This is a genomic window from Cupriavidus necator N-1, assembly GCF_000219215.1.
Taxonomy (GTDB): domain Bacteria; phylum Pseudomonadota; class Gammaproteobacteria; order Burkholderiales; family Burkholderiaceae; genus Cupriavidus; species Cupriavidus necator.
In genome coordinates this window covers 383,386-402,564 of record NC_015724.1, presented here as the reverse complement: position 1 = coordinate 402,564, position 19,179 = coordinate 383,386, and the positions used below count along the sequence as shown (strand labels likewise).

Annotated in this window: 18 protein-coding genes; 15 read left to right on the top strand and 3 right to left on the bottom strand. The window is 63.2% G+C overall.

From position 1 onward, the window contains the following. Positions 1–16 precede the first annotated feature (16 nt). From CNE_RS38495 to CNE_RS38445, 11 genes are all read left to right on the top strand, one after another. On the top strand, positions 17–784 hold the full coding sequence (locus tag CNE_RS38495; protein ID WP_148271847.1) for a transglycosylase SLT domain-containing protein: 768 nt from the start codon (positions 17–19) through the stop codon (positions 782–784). Next, positions 781–2,085, top strand: coding sequence for a protein PilL (locus CNE_RS38490; protein ID WP_013954466.1), 1,305 nt, complete (start codon positions 781–783; stop codon positions 2,083–2,085). The genes CNE_RS38495 and CNE_RS38490 overlap by 4 nt, the downstream gene beginning before the upstream one ends. Then, complete coding sequence (locus CNE_RS38485) at positions 2,082–2,531, top strand: lytic transglycosylase domain-containing protein (RefSeq protein ID WP_013954465.1); 450 nt, start codon at positions 2,082–2,084, stop codon at positions 2,529–2,531. Before CNE_RS38490 ends, CNE_RS38485 begins: the two co-directional genes overlap by 4 nt. Positions 2,532–2,565: 34 nt before the next feature. Continuing rightward, complete coding sequence (locus CNE_RS38480) at positions 2,566–3,186, top strand: toxin co-regulated pilus biosynthesis Q family protein (RefSeq protein ID WP_013954464.1); 621 nt, start codon at positions 2,566–2,568, stop codon at positions 3,184–3,186. 11 nt (positions 3,187–3,197) lie between these two features. After that, positions 3,198–5,000, top strand: a complete 1,803-nt coding sequence (locus CNE_RS38475; RefSeq protein ID WP_013954463.1) for a pilus assembly protein PilN — start codon at positions 3,198–3,200, stop codon at positions 4,998–5,000. Continuing rightward, positions 4,997–6,340 carry a type 4b pilus protein PilO2 gene (locus tag CNE_RS38470; RefSeq protein ID WP_013954462.1) on the top strand — a complete coding sequence of 448 codons (1,344 nt, stop codon included), beginning with the start codon at positions 4,997–4,999 and terminating at the stop codon, positions 6,338–6,340. Before CNE_RS38475 ends, CNE_RS38470 begins: the two co-directional genes overlap by 4 nt. Positions 6,341–6,353: 13 nt before the next feature. Then, complete coding sequence (locus CNE_RS38465) at positions 6,354–7,052, top strand: hypothetical protein (RefSeq protein ID WP_013954461.1); 699 nt, start codon at positions 6,354–6,356, stop codon at positions 7,050–7,052. A gap of 9 nt (positions 7,053–7,061) precedes the next feature. Further along, positions 7,062–8,906 carry an ATPase, T2SS/T4P/T4SS family gene (locus CNE_RS38460; protein WP_013954460.1) on the top strand — a complete coding sequence of 615 codons (1,845 nt, stop codon included), beginning with the start codon at positions 7,062–7,064 and terminating at the stop codon, positions 8,904–8,906. Further along, on the top strand, positions 8,903–10,129 hold the full coding sequence (locus tag CNE_RS38455; RefSeq protein WP_013954459.1) for a type II secretion system F family protein: 1,227 nt from the start codon (positions 8,903–8,905) through the stop codon (positions 10,127–10,129). The genes CNE_RS38460 and CNE_RS38455 overlap by 4 nt, the downstream gene beginning before the upstream one ends. 64 nt (positions 10,130–10,193) lie before the next feature. Beyond that, positions 10,194–10,832 (top strand): type 4 pilus major pilin, encoded by a 639-nt coding sequence (locus CNE_RS38450; protein ID WP_013954458.1) that lies wholly within the window; start codon positions 10,194–10,196, stop codon positions 10,830–10,832. A gap of 159 nt (positions 10,833–10,991) precedes the next feature. Further along, entirely contained in the window at positions 10,992–12,248 is a 1,257-nt protein-coding gene (locus CNE_RS38445) for an adhesin (RefSeq protein WP_013954457.1), read from the top strand. Positions 12,249–12,355: 107 nt separating this feature from the next. Here the strand turns inward: CNE_RS38445 and CNE_RS38440 are convergent, their stop codons facing one another. The 3 genes from CNE_RS38440 to CNE_RS38425 form a co-directional block, all read right to left on the bottom strand. Beyond that, positions 12,356–13,186: a hypothetical protein gene (locus tag CNE_RS38440; protein WP_013954456.1), complete on the bottom strand. Its 831-nt coding sequence runs from the start codon at positions 13,184–13,186 to the stop codon at positions 12,356–12,358. Positions 13,187–13,809: 623 nt separating this feature from the next. Continuing rightward, a complete protein-coding gene (locus tag CNE_RS38430) occupies positions 13,810–14,991 on the bottom strand; it encodes a FlhC family transcriptional regulator (RefSeq protein ID WP_013954454.1) in 1,182 nt (393 codons plus the stop codon). Positions 14,992–15,001: 10 nt separating this feature from the next. Then, on the bottom strand, positions 15,002–16,171 hold the full coding sequence (locus CNE_RS38425; RefSeq protein ID WP_013954453.1) for a hypothetical protein: 1,170 nt from the start codon (positions 16,169–16,171) through the stop codon (positions 15,002–15,004). Between the two features lie 741 nt (positions 16,172–16,912). Here CNE_RS38425 and CNE_RS40615 point away from each other — a divergent pair. From CNE_RS40615 to CNE_RS38410, 4 genes are all read left to right on the top strand, one after another. Next, positions 16,913–17,218 carry a hypothetical protein gene (locus CNE_RS40615; protein WP_013954452.1) on the top strand — a complete coding sequence of 102 codons (306 nt, stop codon included), beginning with the start codon at positions 16,913–16,915 and terminating at the stop codon, positions 17,216–17,218. 97 nt (positions 17,219–17,315) lie between these two features. After that, positions 17,316–17,744, top strand: coding sequence for a hypothetical protein (locus CNE_RS38420; protein WP_013954451.1), 429 nt, complete (start codon positions 17,316–17,318; stop codon positions 17,742–17,744). 8 nt (positions 17,745–17,752) lie between these two features. Next, the gene (locus tag CNE_RS38415; protein WP_013954450.1) at positions 17,753–18,517 is read left to right on the top strand and encodes a hypothetical protein; all 765 of its coding nucleotides are present in this window, start codon (positions 17,753–17,755) and stop codon (positions 18,515–18,517) included. Positions 18,518–18,541: 24 nt separating this feature from the next. After that, positions 18,542–19,060, top strand: coding sequence for a single-stranded DNA-binding protein (locus tag CNE_RS38410; protein WP_013954449.1), 519 nt, complete (start codon positions 18,542–18,544; stop codon positions 19,058–19,060). Positions 19,061–19,179: the final 119 nt, after the last annotated feature.

Sequence of the window (19,179 nt, the reverse complement as noted above, 5' to 3'; positions counted from 1 at the left end):
CCTGCTGGCACTCGCCATGAGCGGCGCCGGCGCACAGACCATCGAGGCGATGGTGAGCCCTACGGCGCTGGTCGTGAGTGACGCCGCGGGTGCACGCGTTGTGACGCTGACGGGAAAGCCCGTGCTCTTCTGCGGGCTGGACTCGTTCCTCGGCTGGTCCGCACGGTGGATTGGCGCGACGCTTCGCATGGAAGGAGGCCAGGCCCCCGCCGTGGTGGTGCAAGGGCAAGCCGTGCCGCTCACCGCGCTGCTGGCACGAGACGGCTGGCTGCGCCCGGAGCGCCTGGACGACGGTGCACAGGTGGCGCTGGTCGAGCGTCGCGGCGGCTGGGCCTGTGCGCCCAAAACCGAAGCCTTCGCGCAGATGAGCGAGAAGGTCGATCCCCGCATTCTGGCGGGCATCGCCATGAACGAATCGGCCTATCGCGGCCGTCCGTGGCCGTGGACGCTCAACGTCGCCGGCCGCGGCATGTTCTTCGCCACCCGCGAGGATGCGCACGCGACGATCGAACGGCTCCTGGCCGCCAAGCGCTGCGACTTCGACGTCGGGATCATGCAGATCAACTGGTGCTACCACGGCAAGCGCTTCGCGTCGGCGTGGGATGCCCTGAGCCCAGCGACCAATATCCGCGCCGCCGAAGCGATTCTCACGGACAACCTGCAACGCAGCGGCTCCCCGATGAAGGCGGTGGCCTGGTACCACAGCGCCGATCCGGCGCGCGGCGGGCCGTACTTTGCCCGATTCATGACTCACTTCCAGCAACTGAAGGCCCCTCAACCATGATGAAGCCGCTTCTGATCTCCGTGCTGGCCCTGGCGGCGAGCGGCGCTGCCGTCGCGGCGGATACCGATCCGCTCGATTTTGACTATCAGGTGGTGGCGCGCGCCAGCGAGCGCCCTGCGCTGATATTCAACGATGGCCAGTCCACCTACATCCAGCCGCGAGCCGGGCAGCTCGTGACGGCCGATGGCGCGCAGCAGAACGGCCCGTACTGGGTCATCGATGGGGTGCCGGACGTGGTGCGCTACAGCGTGAACGGCCAGAGCGTCATCGCCCGCTGGAAGCGCGCCAACGGCTTCACCGGCGAGCCGGCCAATCCGGTGGGCGACCTGCCCGGGAGCCTCGCCGGCTTCTCGGGACGCATTGCCTTGATCGGCCAGCATGGCGACCTCGCGCTGGTGCGCGCCGGGCGCTCGGTAATGCCGCTGGCCGCGATGGTGAAGTCGCTCGCGCCGGCCGGCTGGTCGGGCACGGCACAAAAGGACATTGCGCTCACCGAAGACGTGTCGCTGCAAAGAGCTGCTGGTGAAAACTGGCTGCAGGCGCTTGGGCGGGTACTCGAGCAGCGCAACCTGTACGCCGAAGTGGACTTCGAGCGCCAGCACGTGACCCTGCGCGCTACCGCGCCCAAGGCGTTTGCGGTGGATAGCCGTCGCCGCGCCGATGCCCCGGCCGCCTCGTCGCTGGCCGCCGCGCCCGCACCGGTGGCCGCCGAACTGGTGTCGACGTCCGTCCCGACATCGGCTACCGCTGCGTCCGCCACAACCCGCGCCGCAGCGCCAGCACCGGCCGTCGGCACTGCCGCCGAGCCGTTGACGCTTGCCACTGCCTTCGACGCCAATGCGATCCGCGATACCAAGACGGGTCGCATCGAGATTCGCTTCGACCAGAAGCCGGGCGAGCTGTTGTTCCACGATGGGGCGGGCAAGCGGCTCTCCACCGAGTGGCGCGACGAGGACAAGGCGCTGTCGCTCGCCACGGTGGACCGCTTCACCGTGCGCGGCGGCGGCAAGGCGGTAGAAGTGGCCCGCGTGCCGGGGATTCACTACCTGTTCGCGCAACAGAACGAGGCGGGCTTGTCGCGTGTGTTTGAGAAAGACGGCGCGACCTACCTGAGCTTCGACAAGTCGATGGGCAGCATTTCGGTGTTCGATGAGAGCCGGCGCGGCAGTGGCGAGCACAAGGATCGCTACTACAAGTTCAACGGCATTTCGACGCGCCTGACGGTCGTCGCAGACGGCAACGTGGTGCAGGTCGATCGTGTGCCGGAAGTGCGCTTCTACGAGCGGGCGGTGACGCAATGATCCGGCGCCTCGCGGCCGGTGTCGCCGCTCTCACGCTGTGCACGGCGGCCTCGGTGCTCGCGAGCGGAAACGCTTACGCCGATTGCCTGGACGACGCCGCAGCCTACCACCGGCTCAGCCCAGTGCTGCTTCGCACCATCGCCCGGCATGAATCGGGCATGCGCGCCAACGCGATCAATCGCAACACCAACGGCACCGAAGACATCGGGCTCATGCAGATCAATTCGGTGCATCTGCCGCGCCTGGCACGCTACGGCATCACGCGCGACAAGCTCTTCGATCCCTGCGTGAGTGCTTACGTAGGCGCGTGGATCCTGCGCGACTGCCTTGACCGCGTCGGCGCGACCTGGGCAGGCGTGGGTTGCTACAACGCCGGCGCCCACGATAAGCGGATGCGGTACGCGAACCGCATCTACCAGACCCTGCTCAGCACGCAGCCTAAGTAACGCGAAGCTTCCCGAATCCAGAAGGTACGACACCATGTTCCAGTCTCTCTTTCCTGCCCGGTTGAGCCGGACCCTCGTCGCGGCGAGCGCGCTGCCCCTCTGTGCCATGGCGCAGGCCGCTGTCCCTGCCAGCACGTCCGCCAGCGCCTCGCCCTTTGGCGTCGATGCCGCTGGCCAATTCGAGCCGGCCGCGCCCCTGGCCGGTGCCGGCTGGCAGTTGCTCGCCGCCAATGCGAAGCGCGTGGCAGACAAGCCGGCGGCCCCGAATGCCGCGCCGAGCGTTGCGGTGCCAGCCACCGACCGTACGGCGATTCCCGTTCCCGCCACGCCAGTTGCCACGGTCGCCGCAACACGCGCGGCCGCACCCGCAGCACCTGCCGCGCTCATCACATGGACGGTCTCGCCAGCCGATGCCAACTTCCGCCAGCTGATCGAGGCGTGGGCGTCGCGCGCCGGTTGGAGCGCCGCGCCGTGGGAGCTGGAGAAGGACGTGCCGATCGTTGGCAGCGACGTGTTCGATGGCGACTTCAAGGCCGCCGTGCGCCGCGTGCTGTCGTCTACCGAGATGACGGACTACATCATCAAGCCGTGCTTCTACTCCAACAACGTCGTCCGGGTCGTGAAGCTGACCACGAAGTGCGACCTCAGCCAGTGAGCCGATATCCCATGAAATTGAACCGACTCTTTCGCCCGACCGCTGGTGCGGTGCTGGTGTGCTCGACTCTGGCCGGTTGCGTGTCGCCGCAGCTACAGCGGGACATCCGCCAGGCCGCAGACGACGCACGCGCCGAACAGATGGCCCGTACCGAGAGTCTGTACGCGCAGATGCGGCGCGATCGCACGGCTGTCGAAGCTGAGCAGGAAGTCTTGAAGCCGTACCTCGTTGGGAAGCCCGTGCCGACCGCGCGCAACGTGACCCTGCCGCTCGCCCTGCGCAATAACGTGGACACCTGGGTCATGTTTCCAGAGCGGGTGATGCCGTTGGCCGTCGCTGCGCAGCGCATCACGATGGCGACCGGCATTCCGGTCAAGATCGAATCCGACGTGTACCTGCCGTCCAATCTACTGATGCCGCGCAGCCTGATGACGCAGGCTGGCGGTCAAGTGCGTAACCAGAATGGCACGGCCGGCGGCAACCCGCTTAGTACGACGGGCCTAGGCCCCGCACCCACCACGAACGGCCCCCTGCCGGGGGCGCTGCTTGCCGGCGGCGCCAACGCAACTGCCGCCAATCAGGCCACTCCGCTGATTGAGACGGCGCTCAACGTCGAGTTCAAGAACAGCGAGAAGATGCCGCTGGCGAACATGCTAGACCTGATCGCGACGCGCCTGGGGATCAACTGGGAGTACAACGCATCCAAGGGCGTAATTCGCTTCTACCGGCTAACCACCAAGATGTGGCAACTGCCGATGAAGGCGGGTACCAGTTCCTTCACCACCGAGTTCAAGCAGAGCGCACAGGGTGGCAGTAACGCCAACGTGGGTGGCGGCGGGCAGGCCACTCAGATCGATGCAGCCGTGAAGTCCGAGGCAAAGGAGCTGGACGACATGGACGGCATCCGCAAGAGCATCGAGCCTGCACTGACGATGGTCGGCCGCGCCGAGCTTAACCCGGCCACCGGCATTCTAACGCTGAAGGACACCAAGGAAGCGGTCGAGGCGGCCGATGAGATCGTACGCAAGCAAATTGCCATCTACTCGCGCATGGTGTACGTGAAGTTCCAGACCATCGACTTTACGGTTACTGACAATGGTGAAGCCGGTGCGGACTGGAACGCGGTGCTCACCAAGGCGCTGGAGCACATTCCGAGCTTCACATTCACGGCGCTCTCGCCCGCATCGCTAGTGTCGTCCAACGCCGGCAGTTTCGGTCTGGGTATCACGTCGGGCGGATGGAATGGCACGCAGGCGATTGTCAACGCGCTCAAGCAGTATGGCACGGTCACGACCTCCGTCACGATCCCGATGGCACTTCGCAATCGCCACGGTGCTCAATACAACAACCGCAGACAGTTCACCTATGTGTCGTCGACAACGCCAGCATCGACGACGGTTGGGGGCACGGGTGGCATTCCCGGCATAACTACTTCGACCGGGACAGTTGGTTTCAAGCTAACCCTGTTCCCAGACGCGACCACCCGCGACGACGTGAACCTCACGCTCGCCTTCGACCAGTCAGCTCTTGATGGTCCGATTGAGACCTTTACGTCTGGCTCGGGCATCAACCAGCAGTCTGTTCAGGTGCCGAAGATTGTGGCGAAGGGGATCCCAGCGCAGGACCTGATCGTGCGCAACGGCCAGACCGTGATCGTGACGGCATTTGATCAGACCGATTCGCAGTTCTCGCACCGCACGCTCGGGGAATACTTGCCGACCATTCTCGGCGGGTCGCTGACGGCCAGCAAGTCGCGCACCTTCACGCTAGTGCTAGCGACCGTGATGGTGCAGGACCAGGGCGAGGCGCAATGATTCTCGACATCCACGGCAAGAAGCTTGTCTTCGGCATGCAGTGGCGCACGCTGACGGGCAGCGATGCCCCGTCGGCGCTCGCGGCGAACATTGCCCGCGAGGTGCGGGCGGCGCGGATCTGGCACGAGGACCAGGCGCTGCACATGGGCTATCTGGATACGGCCGACGCGCAGGCGAAGATCAAGGACAAGCTGTACTCCGGCGCCGCAGCCATCGCGCGCGTGCCGGAACTGGTGCCCAATGCGCTATTCGTGTTCCGGCTCGAAGCACCGGGCCAGGCGCCGGTGTACCTGGTCTGCGGCATCGTGAAGGGGCGCCCCCGTGTGGGCTTTGACCAGGTCGTGCGCGACGAGAAGACGCTCGCCCAGCTGGCGGTGGATTTCCCCGCCAAGTGCGATGGCGAGTTCAAGCTGGTGGGCAACATGCCCGAGCTGCTGCCGTTGCTGCCGCCCGAACGTCATGTCATGCACGTGCCCTACACACTTGACATGCTCGTGGCACATGCCGGGCCGGCTGCGCTCCTTAAAAAACCCCGCACCACGAGCCAGCGCAAGCGCGTCCTGACGCTGGCGGTGCTGGCGGGCTCGGCGGCCGTGAGCTGGCCGTATGGCAAGGCGGAGTACGACGCCTACCAACGCCGCCTGCATCCGCCGCCGCCACAGAAGACACCGGCGGAGCGCTACGCGGACGATCTGGCCGCGCGAGCCGCCAGGCCGGTGGCGCTGACCGGCGTCGCGCTGCCCGCTTGGGCGCAGTGGTTCGCCAACGATGTGCCGCTGCAGGTTGGGGGCTGGTCGCTCGCCAGTATCCAGTGTGCAGATGTGGTGACGCCCAAGGCCAACTGTGCCCTGACCTACGAAATTCGGCAGGGCGCGAAGGGCCTGACCAACCAGACCTTTGTGGCGTCGCTGCCGGATGCCTTCCGAGCCCCGGTGTTTCAGGCCAACGACACCAAGGCGGTGGTGAGTGCGCAGGTCCCTGTGGGCGAGGTGCGCAATCTTGGTGCAGTGCTGGAACAGCCGCCCAAGGCGATGGCGCTGCGGGTGGGCTTCGGCTCTCAGTTGCAGACGCTGCGCCCGGTGGCCACCAAGGCGGAACTGAAGGAACTGTTGATTTTTGGCACGGTGCCGCCTGAAGGTCCAGCCTCGCTCCTTCATCCGGTGCTGTCGGCCACGTGGGAGATCTCCGGGCCGTTGCGCAATGTGACCGAGTTCGCGGCATTCCCCCCGAACGTCACGGTCAAGGCGCTCGACCTCGTGGTGAATCTGGACGCTGCGCCGGATATCAAGCAATCGAAATTCATGTTGACGGTCAAGGGCGATGCGTTCGCTCGCGACTGATAAGGACTCTCCCATGCGTGCAACCCCGTTCCCGCTTTCGTTTCCGTTGCGCCGCGCCGCTGTCGCCGCTTTCGCCTTGCTGGTGGCAGGCCCTGTGCTAGCCGACGATGACAAGTCGCTCACCCAAAAACTGATCGATGCCGACGCCAAAGTGGCGCTGCAAAAGCTCCAGCAGGAACTGGACAAGGGCGCGCCGCCGCCCGCCGTCTCGGCCGCGCCAACTGGCGCCGCGGCCAAGCCTGCGGCCGAGCGTGCGCCGCAGACCATCGCCCTCTACGGCGTGGACGGGCGCAGCGCGGGCGGTGGGATGACGCTGCGCAGCTACGTGCGCTGGGGCGACCAAGTATATCCGGCCAAGGTGGGCGCCAAATGGCGTGGCTATATCGTGTCAGCCATCACCGAGAGCGGTACCACGTTCACGCGCGGCAAGGCCCGTGTGTTTGCGCCGCTGGTACAGGACGACGCGGCGGTGCTGGTAGATACGCCGCAGACGGGTAGCGCCAGCACGGCTGCACGCACCGGCCCGCTGCCGAACCAGGGCATGCCGACCGGACAGGGAACGCCGCCGTTCTTCCCGTTGCCGCCGATAGGCCCCGCGCCGGGCGCCGCCTCGGTGCCCACGCCGCCGCCCACCTTGCCGCCTGTGTCGGTTTCAGCGATGGGTGCGCCGACGGCCCTCGCATCGCCGCCTGCCACGGTAGCCCAACGCTGAGCGCGGGCCATGGGACTCTTCAGCAAACGCGAGAAATCCGACGGCTTCGGTGGCGGCGGCTCCGGCGTCACGGTCGTGACAGGCGGCGCGGCAGCCTTCGTGCCGGGGACGCCCGGCGCGCCGGGCGGTCCGGCGGCTGCAAGACCGGTGCCGCAGGGGAGCGAGATCCGCACCGATGAGATCGCGACGGTCGACGACTTGCCGGAGTTCGTGCGCACGCTCTATGACGAGCTGGACATGGCGCCGTCGCTGCGCCACGTTATCTGCCCGGTGCTGGTCGAGGCTGCAGCCAGCGCCGACGGCCGGGGCCGGTTCGCCTTGATTCTCACGCGGGACATGGCCAATTCGGACGTCACCGAAGAGATCCTGCGCCAGTTGCGCCTGCGCTTCGACCCGGCCGCGCCTGTGATGCACCTGGCCGCGGCACAGGTGATGGTCGCACTCTCGCGCGGCAGTGTCGAGCCGACAGGTGGAAGCGACAAGCTGGCCGTCGGCGCGGGTCGCCGTCCGGCCAGCGCGCTGTGGCAGAACTTTGATGCGGTCGGCCGCTTCGCGCTGCGCGAGGGGGCTTCGGATCTGCATTGGGAGGTCGAGGACCAAGGTGGCTATTCGAAGGTGCGCCTGGCCATCGACGGTTATCTGGTCGATCCGCCCGAATTTCGCATGGAGACGGGGGTGATGCTGGATACGCTCTCCCACGTTTGGCAAAAGGGCAAGGGCGGCTCGCAGGGCGTCTTCAGTCGGGTGCTGCCGCAACAGACCAGCATCCGCGCCAAGATCGACGGCCAGCCGGTGGTGTTCCGCTGGGCCTCGATGCAGAGCGCGACCGGCCATGTGACGGTCATGCGGATGCACCGTGAGGAAGTTGCAACGAAGCGTGTCGACTTTGTGGACGACCTGGGCTACTTCGAGCAACAGGCGCAGCTGCTGGATCGCAACACGATGCAACTGGGCGGCGGGACCGTGCTGGTTGGCGTCGTCGGCTCGGGCAAGACCACCACCGCCCACGCGATCATGCAGCGCCTGCCGGCGTGGATGAACAAGATGGCGATCGAGGATCCAGTGGAGCTGCTGGCCGAGGGCACGCATCACTTCTCGGTGTCGCGCACGCTGGACGGCGCCAACCGCGACGAGGATCCGTTCATTGCTGCCAAGCGCCAAATCAAGCGGATGAACCCACACTTCGTGATGGTCGGCGAGCTGCGCGACCACGAATCGGCGGGGCTCTTCCGCGACGTGGCCGGCGCCGGCCTGCGGGCGCTGACCACGGTGCACGCGCCCAGCGCACTCACGGCGCCTGACCGGCTCTCGGATGGCGAGTTGCGCATCCCACGCAGCGTGCTGGCCACGCCCGGCTTTGTGAACCTCTACGTCTACCAGGCGCTGCTGCCCAAGACGTGCCCCTGCGGGCTGTGCGGCGCGGACATGAAGCGGATGCTCGGCGCCGACAAGCTGCGGCAGATCGAGCGGCTCTTCCAGTTCGACGTGGAAGGCATCCGGCTGCGCAACCCGCAAGGGTGCGACCTGTGCCGTCGGCCCAACCTGCCGGATCTGAACGGGGCGCGCGGGCGCACGGTGGTGGCTGAGATGTTCGAGCCTGACGAGCTGGACCTGAGCTTCATTCGCGACGCCAAGAACATCGAGCTGGCCGCCTACCAGCGCAGCAAGCGCCAAGTGGGCTTCGATGTGTCGGACAGCACCGGCAAGACCGTGTTCGAGGTCGCCATGTACAAGGTGTTCGCCGGCATCGTCGATCCGCGGGAGGCGGAAAAGCTCACGTCGCTGGACGCCTACGAGGCCCGGCGCCAGCGCGAACTGGCGCGTGCTACCAACACAATGGGGATTCACGCATGATGCAGAACCTGATCAAACGCTTCGCTGGCGTGTTCTCGCGCAAGGTGGGCACGCCTGCCCTGCGCGCCGGCGACCGCGTGTTTGCCGACAAGCTCTTTTGGGCCAAGTACCGGTTCCGCAGCATGCGGGCCACGTATTACTACGACCTCGCCAAGCGCATCCAGCACATGCCTGGCGAGCCGATCGCGAACCATTTCGCCAAGGACGCGGCACGCCGCGCTGGCGAGCCATTGGGAATTCTGGCCGCGCACTGGCTTTCGCGCTCCGAGGGCATCGACGGCCAGATGCAGCGCTCGCGCGTGACGGAAATCTTCCGGGGCACCGTCCCCGACGAGGATATCCCGATCCTGGCCGTTGCCGAGGACGGTGGGGACATTCGGGAAGGACTTGAGACGCTGGCGCGCAACCTGACGGCGTTGGGAGAGGCGCGGGCTGGTATTGCCCTGACTCTCGCTGGCGTTTTGATGACATTGGTCATCCTGCACGCCTATCTTGCAGCCATGGCCTTCCTCGTTGGCCCCAAGGTCGATGATTCGTTCCGCACCATGCTGGACGTGAGCCAGTACGGACCGATCGGCAAGACCTTCCACAACACCACGACCTTCCTGCGGCACTGGGGCTGGCTCGTGGTCCTCCTCGAAGTCGTCGCCTGCGTGTGGGTGCTGCGCGCCCTCAAGAGCTACGTCGGCCCTCACCGCGCTTGGCTGGATCGGAAAGTGCTGGTGTTCGACTTTTTCCGCCGCTTCCAAAGCGCCCAGTTCCTGGCGGGGCTGTCGGCCGTCACGAAGCGCTTCGGTGGTGATCTGCGCAGCCTGGCGGACGGCCTCACGTTGATGCGTGCCAACGCCTATCCGTACCTGTCGCACCACATCGAGCGCATGGAGCTCAACCTCGAATACAACCCCAACGAGGGCGGCAAGGTGTTCGACACGGGACTCTTTGACCGCGACACGAGTTACCGGATTCAGGACATTGCCGAGTATGAGAGTGACCTCTCGAAGATGCTGCACACGGTGGCCGATGACCTGCTGGTGACGACTCCCAAGCTGATGCTGCAGCGCGCCGCCCAGTTCAATCGCCGCGCGACGATCGTGCTCATCATCCTGATCACCGGCTTGGCCTTCATGCCTGCGTTTATGGCGCAGGAAATGAAGGTGCGCACGCAACTGGCCGGCATGGCTGGCAAACGGCCTGTGCAGCCTGCGCCGTCTACGCAACCCTGACGTTGGTTCCACCTAACCCTGACAACCCCCCCTTATTACCCCGATACCATCTGGAGAACCTGCAATGACCGACGCAACCAAGACCCTGACCGCCGATCAAGCCGCCCTGCACGTTGCGCCGGCGACCACTGGCCAGCCAGCGCTGATGAATCCCAAGACCGCGCCGGCTGGCCAGCGCAACCGCCGCACACGCAAGCAGTGGGGCGGCGGCGTGCTGGATGAATACGGCTTCTACCTGCTGCTGGCCGGTATCGCGCTGGTGGCGATTCTGGTGCTGTTCTCCCGCAACCAGACCGACTCGCAAGTGCAGCAGCTGACAACGGAGCTAAACGGCGTGGTCGGTAAGGTGAAGACAAGCTATCGCGGCCAGTACAACAAGGTGAGCATCGGGGCGCTCATCAATAACGGTGTGTTCAAGGATCTGACCACGATGACCGAAAGTGGAACCACCGTGATCCTGCAGCCGGGCGGCGGCGCGCTGACCGTCGCGCCGGCCCAGCTGTTGAGTGCTAACGACTCGCTGCAATGGACGATCCCGCAGCAGCCTGACGCCGCCTGCATCTCGATTGTGGCGTCGTACCAAGGCAGCGCCGGCAAGATCCTCGTGAACGGCACGACCATTAAGGCCGTCGGCGGCTCGGTCGATCCGAGCAAGGTGGCCTGCTCGGGCGGCAGCAACACGATTGACCTCTTCATCGCTTGAGTGAGGCTGGATGCCGATCTCCTCAACGAGCCCGCTTCCAGCAAAAGAGATAGCAAACTGCTGAGCTTTCGGTGGTCGGTACCGGCCTGATTTAAGGCAAAGTTCCAGTAAAACCCGCGCCCGGCCTCTGGCTGGGCGTTGCCATATACGGAGGTTACCTTGTTCCTCACGGAAGCCGCGTTCCAGCTCACCATTGCCGCCGCCGGGATGGCGGTGATGATCCACAACACGAACAACCTGGTCGATGACGCGCTGGCGATGGGCACCGGCCAGTACATGGCGAACGTCGCCAGCGCCGTCAACACCTACGTGTTTGACAACATGACGGTGCTTGCGGGCAGCCCGAGCGGGCCGACGACGATCGCGGCCGGCAGTGTGACCGCGACCGTCGCCAACCCGCTGCACCCAACCGTCCAGGATCTGATCAACCTGAAGCTGCTGCCGATTGGCTTCAGCGACGTAAGTCCGCTAGGCCTGACCTTCAGGGTCGATCTGACGCCGACCAACTGCAGCACGGGTCTGACCAATTGCACGATTCCAGGGGCGATGTATTCGACCACGGCATACCGGGACTCGGCCGGTCGCGTGCGCATCGACCAGTTGGCGAGCGTCATTGCCACAGCCGGCGTCGATGCGGGCATGTCCTATGCGGAAAGTCCGGCGGTGATTACCGGCATGGCGGCGAGCTGGTCTGCGCCCAATCCACTGGCCGGCAGCCAGCCGGGCGTGCTGATGATGCGCGTAGGCAATACTTCGTTGCTCGCACAGAGCATGAACCAGTTCTACAAACGCGACGGCTCGCTGAACCTGACCGGCCCCATGGATGCCAACAACCAGGGCATGAATCGGGTGGGGAACTTCCAGTCGAATGGCTCGGTGTCGGCGGCAGGGGATGTGGCTGCAGGCTCAAACGTGAGCGGAAATGGTGTCTATGGCAACTACATGCAGTCGAATGGCGACCTTCGGGCGATCGCCAACGTATCAGCCAATGGCGTGTATGGAAACTACGTGCAGTCGAACGGCTCTGCCTACGTAGCGGGATTGATTTCGTCAGGAAGTCAGATTTCCGCTGGTGGAAACGTGACAAGTGCTGGATCGGTGTTGTCCAGTGGATATCTGTATGCCGCCGGAGCCGTTGTGCCTTCCACCGGCGGCGGGCAGCAGGTCTGGGAAGGCTGGGGATGCGGTGACCCGCAAGGGGCCATTCGTAGCGACCCGAATGGCAAAATCCTTTCCTGCCAGAATGGCGTTTGGCGAAACTCGTCGGGTGGCGCGGGTCTCGTCGACTTTGCTTTCGTCACCGGCTGCGACGCAAATGGAAACTCCGGAGCGCTCTATCGTTTTTACTTCGCGAACGGCGCGACGAAAGACCTGTTTGCGCCGAATGGTGGGACCTGCGGTTCGGGGGGCGGCTGAGCCAGATGTAGAAAGGCCGGCATAGCCGGCCTTCTACTGCATCATTTAGCGCCCCAGAGAACGATGTTCAGAAATTGCTGGAGACCTTTCCTTCCTAGAGAGCAATCTTACTGACACTTCATTACTACGACCCCGGTGACATCGCCGCTGGAGGGAGTCGGCATTGCATAGCCGATTGCCAGATAAGGCTTGTTGGGATCATTGCCCATAACCTGCACGTGATGAAGCACGCCGGAGGCCTGCAGAACTCCAGAGATTGTCGTACCAGTAGCTGTCGATGCCGCATGTGCGTCTGCCCCGATATTGACGTCGATCATGAACGAATCCAGCGCCGGGCCATTGAGGTCGATCGTAGCCGTAGCGCTATTCACACTCCCCGGAGTGAAGTTTCCCGATACAGATGTAGGCCTTGTGCCCGACAGGTAGGTGCATGTCAGCTTAGCGGTAGGACCTGGGGTGCGGACGAGTGCCAGAGGCTTGCCGACCACGTAGTGAGCACCTTGATTGGCGGAAATGCTTCCGATACTGTTCGAACCGTTCGTCCAGCGTCCGATGGCGAAATCCCCATTGCCGGCCACGTCAGCTACGGTGCCACCATTGAGCGTAATGAGGCTGCTCGCGTCGATGCCGAGTTGGGTATAAGCGCCGTCATTCGGTGCCTTTTGGAACTGCGCGGGGAACGCGTTGGACGCGATCGATTGCAGGACAGACCGGGTGGACGTTTCCGTTTGGGGAACGAACACCACTGCTAGCGGATCGGCGCTCACCGCCGGCGCTGAGCCTTGCACAGTGATCGTTGGCGTCGGAGCGGAGGGCGGCGTCGTGGCCGGGGCACCAGCCGGCGTTTCGTCGCCACCGCCGCCGCCACCGCAGGCGGCAAGCGCGAGCAGGGTGGCGAGAGAGATCGCGGACAGACCAAGCTTCAGAGTTGTTTTCATTGTTGTGTTTCCTTCAAAGGATTAGGTTGGCGCGCTCATATCGGAGCGAGTAATTTCATCCTAACGGGCTGCGCGCAAAGTCAAGGGCGAATCGCGGGCGCATTGCCGGCCGTTCGACCACCTGAGAACGCGACAATCAAGGCAGACGGAATTAACGGCTGCGCGAAACGGAACTTGAGCCAGCCGCGTGTCAAGCCCGCTCACCGCACCTCGTTGGCAATGCAAGCACCTGCGTGGCGTTAGCTGTCGTACAGATATGAGCCGCAGTGGTTGCACAAATGCTGGTCTCGATTGGACAGCAGACCGCTGTTGCGCCACATCCTAATGCTCCCTGAATTGCAGTGGGCGCAGGCGATGCCGCGGTTGGTGCGGCAATGCGGGTACTTCGCCAAGTAGTCCTTCAATGACACGCGCTTCTGGCGGGCGACAAACACGAGCACAAAGGGCGTGAGGACAGTCAGCACGTATGCAAGTGCGCCCCAAATTCAGGGATTCCTGCCGCGACGGTGAGCAAGATAGGCCGTGAAGAGCATGCACAGGCCTTGAAAAATCCAAAATCCGTTGTCCAAGTGACCTCACTCTGAATGCTGTGGCGTGCCAAGGCACGCCCGGTGTGCAGGGTGTCAGCGCTTCTTGCGCGGCCGAGTCCGCCCGACCCGCCCCACGTTGGGGGACGAGAGTGTACCGCTACAGCACGGACACAGTACAGAATGAGCCAGGTCACCAATTGCCGTCACGTATGCGGTACCGCAGCTTCGGCATGTGCGTACGTCCAGCTCATGCTCGGTTGCCATCGAGCGCAACAAATGAAATGCGCGCTCTGCTGGGACCTTCGATTCGTCGCCAAACATGTGCTTGGCGATATTGACCGCTGCAATGAACGCTTCGGGAATAGAGGCGTCCGCCGACAAGGCCGAGCGAAACAGCCAAAGGTGGAAGGTCGACTGCAAACGCTTTCCTGCAGAATCCAGGTACCAGGCGCAAGAGGTTGGCGAATGGCCGGACGGAGAGGATTCACCATGGATGCGCAGATACATCTGGCGTACCGTTGTGACGTTCATGTTGAACAACGATGCTACGCCCTTGGCGCGGCACTTGAAGTAGACGAACGCCTCGGCATAGGCTTCCTGCAATGGACGTGCGATCCTTAGACCGCCCCATGCACCGGAGTGTGGAAGCTTGTCAGCTTTAACCGGAGACTGCACCATCAGGTAGTGCGCCATGAGCTCACTGGACATGCGACCACCGCTTGCTTCGGCCCAAAACACTGGATTGGCGAAGCGCCACTTGAACAACGGAATTGCCCGTGATGAGATCGCGAGTTCAACGCGGTGCTGCGGTACCGTGCGCAGGTAATCGGCCAATTCGTTGGAGATGCCGAGGAGCGGTGAGGCCAGTACAGACATATTCAGTACGTCGTACAGGGCGCCAATGTAGAGCCGGTTGTAGTGTTCCAACAGCATTTTGTCCACCGGCGTCAGCTCCGGGGTCATCCTCGCCAGCCTATCAAAGGTCAACGTGGAGGTGGAGCCTTCGGTAAAGCAAGCCCAATCTGCCGGAGTTTCCAACGTAGGCGCGAAGGCGAGAAACGGCGAGCCAAGAACAGTTGAAGACTGCTCTACGCTGTCACGCAAGGCCTGAACATCGTCCTTCTTTGCGCCAAATATCATCTCGAACATTGGCTTGACTGCGAGGGTATTGACCATCGCCGTGGAGAGACGAAGGTTCGCCGACAAAGTGCGATCCTGCACCCACGCGGGATGGAGAAACTGCTCGTGGAACTTCTTGGTGTGGCGTCGTGTCATGCTATGTCTCTCAAGCCGTCTTAGCTGCTGTGAGCAATTCTTGGTGGAAGGTAGCCACCGAAGCGGCCAGCGTCGAGATTGTGTTGCGATGGTCGCGCAGTTCGCGAGCTTGCCGGCACGATTGAAACTTGTCGCGCAGTGCGTCGAAGTCCGCGATGAGGCCATCCAGGCGCAGGCCGATGTGGCGTTCGGCTGGCGGAGTGGTGGATGCCGGAGCAGGCAATTCATTGGCGGCGACGGCCCCGCGTCTATTGGCAAGCTGGGCCTCGGACTCTTGAAGCTCTCTGGTTACTTGTTGCAGCCTGGCCTGGGCATCCTCGATGGCTTGTGTCACGGACGCATAGCGCTCCGGGACTACTGGCACCTCCTTGACCTCGACGCGGATCTTCATTTCCGAGATCTGGCGTTGCAGGTCGGCCTTCTCGCGGTTCACCATCTCGACTGCCGTCTGTAGGGCGTCCACGTTCGCGCTCTGTGAGGCAAGGGCGGTCTGCGCCTCGATCAGTGCCGCTTGCTGGGCTTCGGTGCTCCTTCCGGCGACGGCGATCTGCTCCTTCAAATACTTCAGTTCGAACTGGTTCTGATCCTGCTGCGCCATGCTGGCCGACAGCTCTTCCTCGGTGCCGGCAAGCTGGGTTTCGAGGGTCTCCATCTCTGCGGCCAACGCGCGGTAACGATCAATGAAGGGCAGGATCTCGTTCCGGCTGAACGTCTCGTTTGCCTTCTTGGCCTTGACAACAAGCGCAACTTCATCCGCCGTTATGTCATGCCGCTTGAGAATGTTCAGCTCGCCGACGTTCAGGAACGTCAGTGCGTCATTGTGGTGCATGAAGCGCTCGTAGATTTGCACGTAGCGCTTGGCCGACCACTTGGGGATCTTGAGCGAGTGATCCGCGAAGCGATAGAGCAGCATGCGCGCTTCATTTGCCGCCTGGGCCGGGTCTGAGCGGTGGGCGGTGAGCGACGTGCACATGATTTGCTGAATCTGCGTGAGCCGCGAGCCGATGATGACGTGCTCGGAGAAGATGCGCTCACGCGCAATGGCGATCTCTTCGCCAGCCTGAACGATCCGCGCGATGGCAGTTTGGTCAAAATGCGGCGCCAGTTGCTCGCGTGCCAGGTCCAGAATGGACGGCTGGCGGGGCGGTTCAGTCAGTTCAAATTTGCTGTTTTTGTCCATGTTTTTATTAGCGAAGAAGGCGGGCCAAAATTGAGTGAGCGAGACCCTCCGCCGAGCGGATAGCTGGCGATGTCAAGGCAACGCATAGCGGTGCGGCTGGCAGGGGATGGGAGTGGCAAGAGATTAGCGCCACTTTCCATTCAAATTACCGACGAAAGCTCACGTATTTCGTATCCTTTTCGAAGTCAAGGGGTGAAACGAGGCAGATTTCACCGCTCTTTTATCGGCTCCACGTGTCTAGGGTTAACACCTATACAACTTTAGTGGGGTGTGGCAGTCTGTCGCAGGCCCCAGTATTGAATGCCTTGAAGGTGAACAACATTGGCGCCGCAGCCGCGGGGGGGCGAGCACATGAGTCCACCCTATTAGTGATAAGAGGGTGCTTTTAGGATGCCTTATCGCAAATAGGGTGGACTCACGTGCTCGGGGTGAGGCGGGTCGCCACAACGCATGTCCTTCCCCTGCAAGCCCTTGCTGGCCATTGGGTTTCCGGCTACTATGGGCCCACTTCTCGCGTCCCCGACGCATCGACATCGACAAGCAGTGCCAGGCCCTCCCGGCTCGCTTCGTCTCCCGTATTTCGCTTCCATCGCGAATCCCCTTGCGTAGCGCTTTTGCTCGATGCCCAGGCATCCGGCAAGCGCGTTGCCGCTTCAAGGATTCCTTGCTCTCATGAGCATCGAATAATCGCCCGACCTGTTTGTCGGGAAATCCCATTTACTGTTTTCAAGAGAGAAAACCATGGAATCCTTGGCCAATCTGTTGCGTTCGCCTGTCCGCCTGTTCTTCACGCTGATGGCGATTTACGTGGCATCACAATCGGCTCTTTGCGCATTCTTCCTCGTGATCGTTGCGGGGTCGTGGTGCTATCACAAGCTCATCGGTCGTGGACACACTGTGCCGACGCCCCGAGATGTGGTAATGCCCAAGCCGCAAGCTGCTGTTGCAGAACCTGAGCAATCGAAAGCACCGCAAGTGCCTACGTATGCGAAGTCGCCTGTGGTTGTACCGTTGAAACGTCAGGACGCCGCCCGTCGCGCAGCCTGACCTGTCCCGCCCTCTCTGAGGGCGTCCCTATCCACCTGTCGTGGGAACCTTGTTCCCACCGACAGGTGGGCAATAGGGTTCCCGCTCGGAGAACCCTATGGAAATGAAACCCGCCGCTTGGCAACTCGATTTCTTCGGGGAAGCCGCGCCTGTAGCGAACGATCCCCCAAAGCGCGAACCGCTGCCCGATCCGATGTATTGGAGCGAGGCCGTGCGGGACCAGATGATTGACGCGCTTATCAGCCTGGCCTGCGACAGCCGTCGCGGGGATAACCTGCCCGAGTCCCTGGCGGACTGCGCAGATCTGATGCGTGCGCGCATGCACGACAAAGCTGTGGAGAAGGATGACTTCGACATGACGCTCGGCTGGATCTTTGGCTACTGGGACGGAGCATTGCCTTACGCCTATGTTTGCGCCGTCAGCGGTATCGATCCGGAGGTCCTGCAAGACATCATCCTCAATCACCCCCGCCTGAAGCGCGACCTGGAGGAAGTTCGCCGGATGCGCTGTGGCACGCTGCTGTAGGAGTCGCCATGGCATTCATCCAGCGATTCCTTGGCGCTCTGCAGGACGCTCTGCAGCCACGCCCGGCCGAAACCGCTCCCGCCGGCGCGCAAGCTGTCGGTACCGGTGCGCGCAATGAGGTTCACATCGAGATCGGCGGCGTGCCGAATCTCTTCCGCGACGAAGGCGAGCGAATCGTTCACTTCATTGCAGTCTTCGACCCGCGACCTACACCGACGCGATTCGGCCAGAAGCTGCTGCCTGATCCGGTTCCCTATTGGAGCGTGGCAGGGGAGCATCCCGGCGCAGAACTGTCCGGCGTCATCGCCACGGCAATCCGCGAGCACGCCCCGCCCGCGGTGCGCATGGAGATGCCCGGCGGCAATGGTGCTGCCCAGTCATCTCATGAAGCCCAGCCCGGCGCCCAGCGTGCGCCAGCCGCGACGCCTAAGGTATCGGAACGGCGCGACCACGCCTCCTCCGTGTATCGCGGAACGATCGCCTTCTGGGGCGAGGCAGAGTTCCCTGACCGCAAGCGTATCGGAGGAACCTACACTTCATTCGCACTGAAGCTGGAAACAGCGACAGGGGCGGTTGAAACACTGCAAGGTGAGGGGCTCAAGGACGCCATCGCAGAAGCCGGTTGCCAACTTGGCGACCGCGTCGAAGTGCGGCGGCTAAAGAAAGTAAAGGTTCCGGCCTTCCACCGCAAATCGGGGAAGCCAAAGCTCGATGACAACGGCCAGCAGGTCCTGTGGGACAAGTGGCTGTGGTCGATTGCCCGTTCACATTAACCGTTAATCAACAAGGAGATCTTCATGGCATCCGTCAACAAAGTCATTCTCGTTGGCAACCTCGGCGCCGACCCCGAAGTGCGCTATATGCCCAGCGGTGACGCGGTCGCCAACATTCGCATCGCGACCACCGACCGCTACAAGGACAAGCAGAGCGGCGAGATGAAGGAGGCCACCGAGTGGCACCGAATCTCGTTTTTCGGCAAGCTCGCGGAGATCGCGGGCCAGTACCTAAAGAAGGGCTCGTCGGTCTACATCGAGGGCCGCATCCGTACCCGCAAGTGGCAGGATCAGTCCGGCCAGGACAAGTACAGCACTGAGATCGTCGCCGATCAGATGCAGATGCTCGGGAGCCGCCAGGACGGCAATGCCGGTGATGACGATGGCTATGGCCAACGCTCGACGCGCCAGTCGCAAGGCCAGCAGCCGGCCCGCCAGTCGCAGGGAGAGCAGGGCGGCCAGCAGCGTCAGAGTGCGGCGCCCGGTCAACAGCCCGGATCGTCTGACGGATTCGACGAGGATTCGGACGATATTCCGTTCTAGGAGTTTTCCCGTCTAATCCCCACGCTGAATTGCAACTGCTGCCGGCTTGTGCCGGCGGCAGTGGTCCCTTTCTCTCCCAGCCCGATTCCGGGCCCGCCCATCCCCATCCCTACCGCGAT

Excerpts from the sequence above, each read along its gene's own strand:
- CNE_RS38495 (WP_148271847.1), top strand. The coding sequence starts at position 17 with ATGAGCGGCGCCGGCGCACAGACCATCGAGGCGATGGTGAGCCCTACG.
- CNE_RS38490 (WP_013954466.1), top strand. The coding sequence starts at position 781 with ATGATGAAGCCGCTTCTGATCTCCGTGCTGGCCCTGGCGGCGAGCGGC.
- CNE_RS38485 (WP_013954465.1), top strand. The coding sequence starts at position 2,082 with ATGATCCGGCGCCTCGCGGCCGGTGTCGCCGCTCTCACGCTGTGCACG.
- CNE_RS38480 (WP_013954464.1), top strand. The coding sequence starts at position 2,566 with ATGTTCCAGTCTCTCTTTCCTGCCCGGTTGAGCCGGACCCTCGTCGCG.
- CNE_RS38475 (WP_013954463.1), top strand. The coding sequence starts at position 3,198 with ATGAAATTGAACCGACTCTTTCGCCCGACCGCTGGTGCGGTGCTGGTG.
- CNE_RS38470 (WP_013954462.1), top strand. The coding sequence starts at position 4,997 with ATGATTCTCGACATCCACGGCAAGAAGCTTGTCTTCGGCATGCAGTGG.
- CNE_RS38465 (WP_013954461.1), top strand. The coding sequence starts at position 6,354 with ATGCGTGCAACCCCGTTCCCGCTTTCGTTTCCGTTGCGCCGCGCCGCT.
- CNE_RS38460 (WP_013954460.1), top strand. The coding sequence starts at position 7,062 with ATGGGACTCTTCAGCAAACGCGAGAAATCCGACGGCTTCGGTGGCGGC.
- CNE_RS38455 (WP_013954459.1), top strand. The coding sequence starts at position 8,903 with ATGATGCAGAACCTGATCAAACGCTTCGCTGGCGTGTTCTCGCGCAAG.
- CNE_RS38450 (WP_013954458.1), top strand. The coding sequence starts at position 10,194 with ATGACCGACGCAACCAAGACCCTGACCGCCGATCAAGCCGCCCTGCAC.
- CNE_RS38440 (WP_013954456.1), bottom strand. The coding sequence starts at position 13,186 with ATGAAAACAACTCTGAAGCTTGGTCTGTCCGCGATCTCTCTCGCCACC.
- CNE_RS38430 (WP_013954454.1), bottom strand. The coding sequence starts at position 14,991 with ATGACACGACGCCACACCAAGAAGTTCCACGAGCAGTTTCTCCATCCC.
- CNE_RS38425 (WP_013954453.1), bottom strand. The coding sequence starts at position 16,171 with ATGGACAAAAACAGCAAATTTGAACTGACTGAACCGCCCCGCCAGCCG.
- CNE_RS40615 (WP_013954452.1), top strand. The coding sequence starts at position 16,913 with ATGGAATCCTTGGCCAATCTGTTGCGTTCGCCTGTCCGCCTGTTCTTC.
- CNE_RS38420 (WP_013954451.1), top strand. The coding sequence starts at position 17,316 with ATGGAAATGAAACCCGCCGCTTGGCAACTCGATTTCTTCGGGGAAGCC.
- CNE_RS38415 (WP_013954450.1), top strand. The coding sequence starts at position 17,753 with ATGGCATTCATCCAGCGATTCCTTGGCGCTCTGCAGGACGCTCTGCAG.
- CNE_RS38410 (WP_013954449.1), top strand. The coding sequence starts at position 18,542 with ATGGCATCCGTCAACAAAGTCATTCTCGTTGGCAACCTCGGCGCCGAC.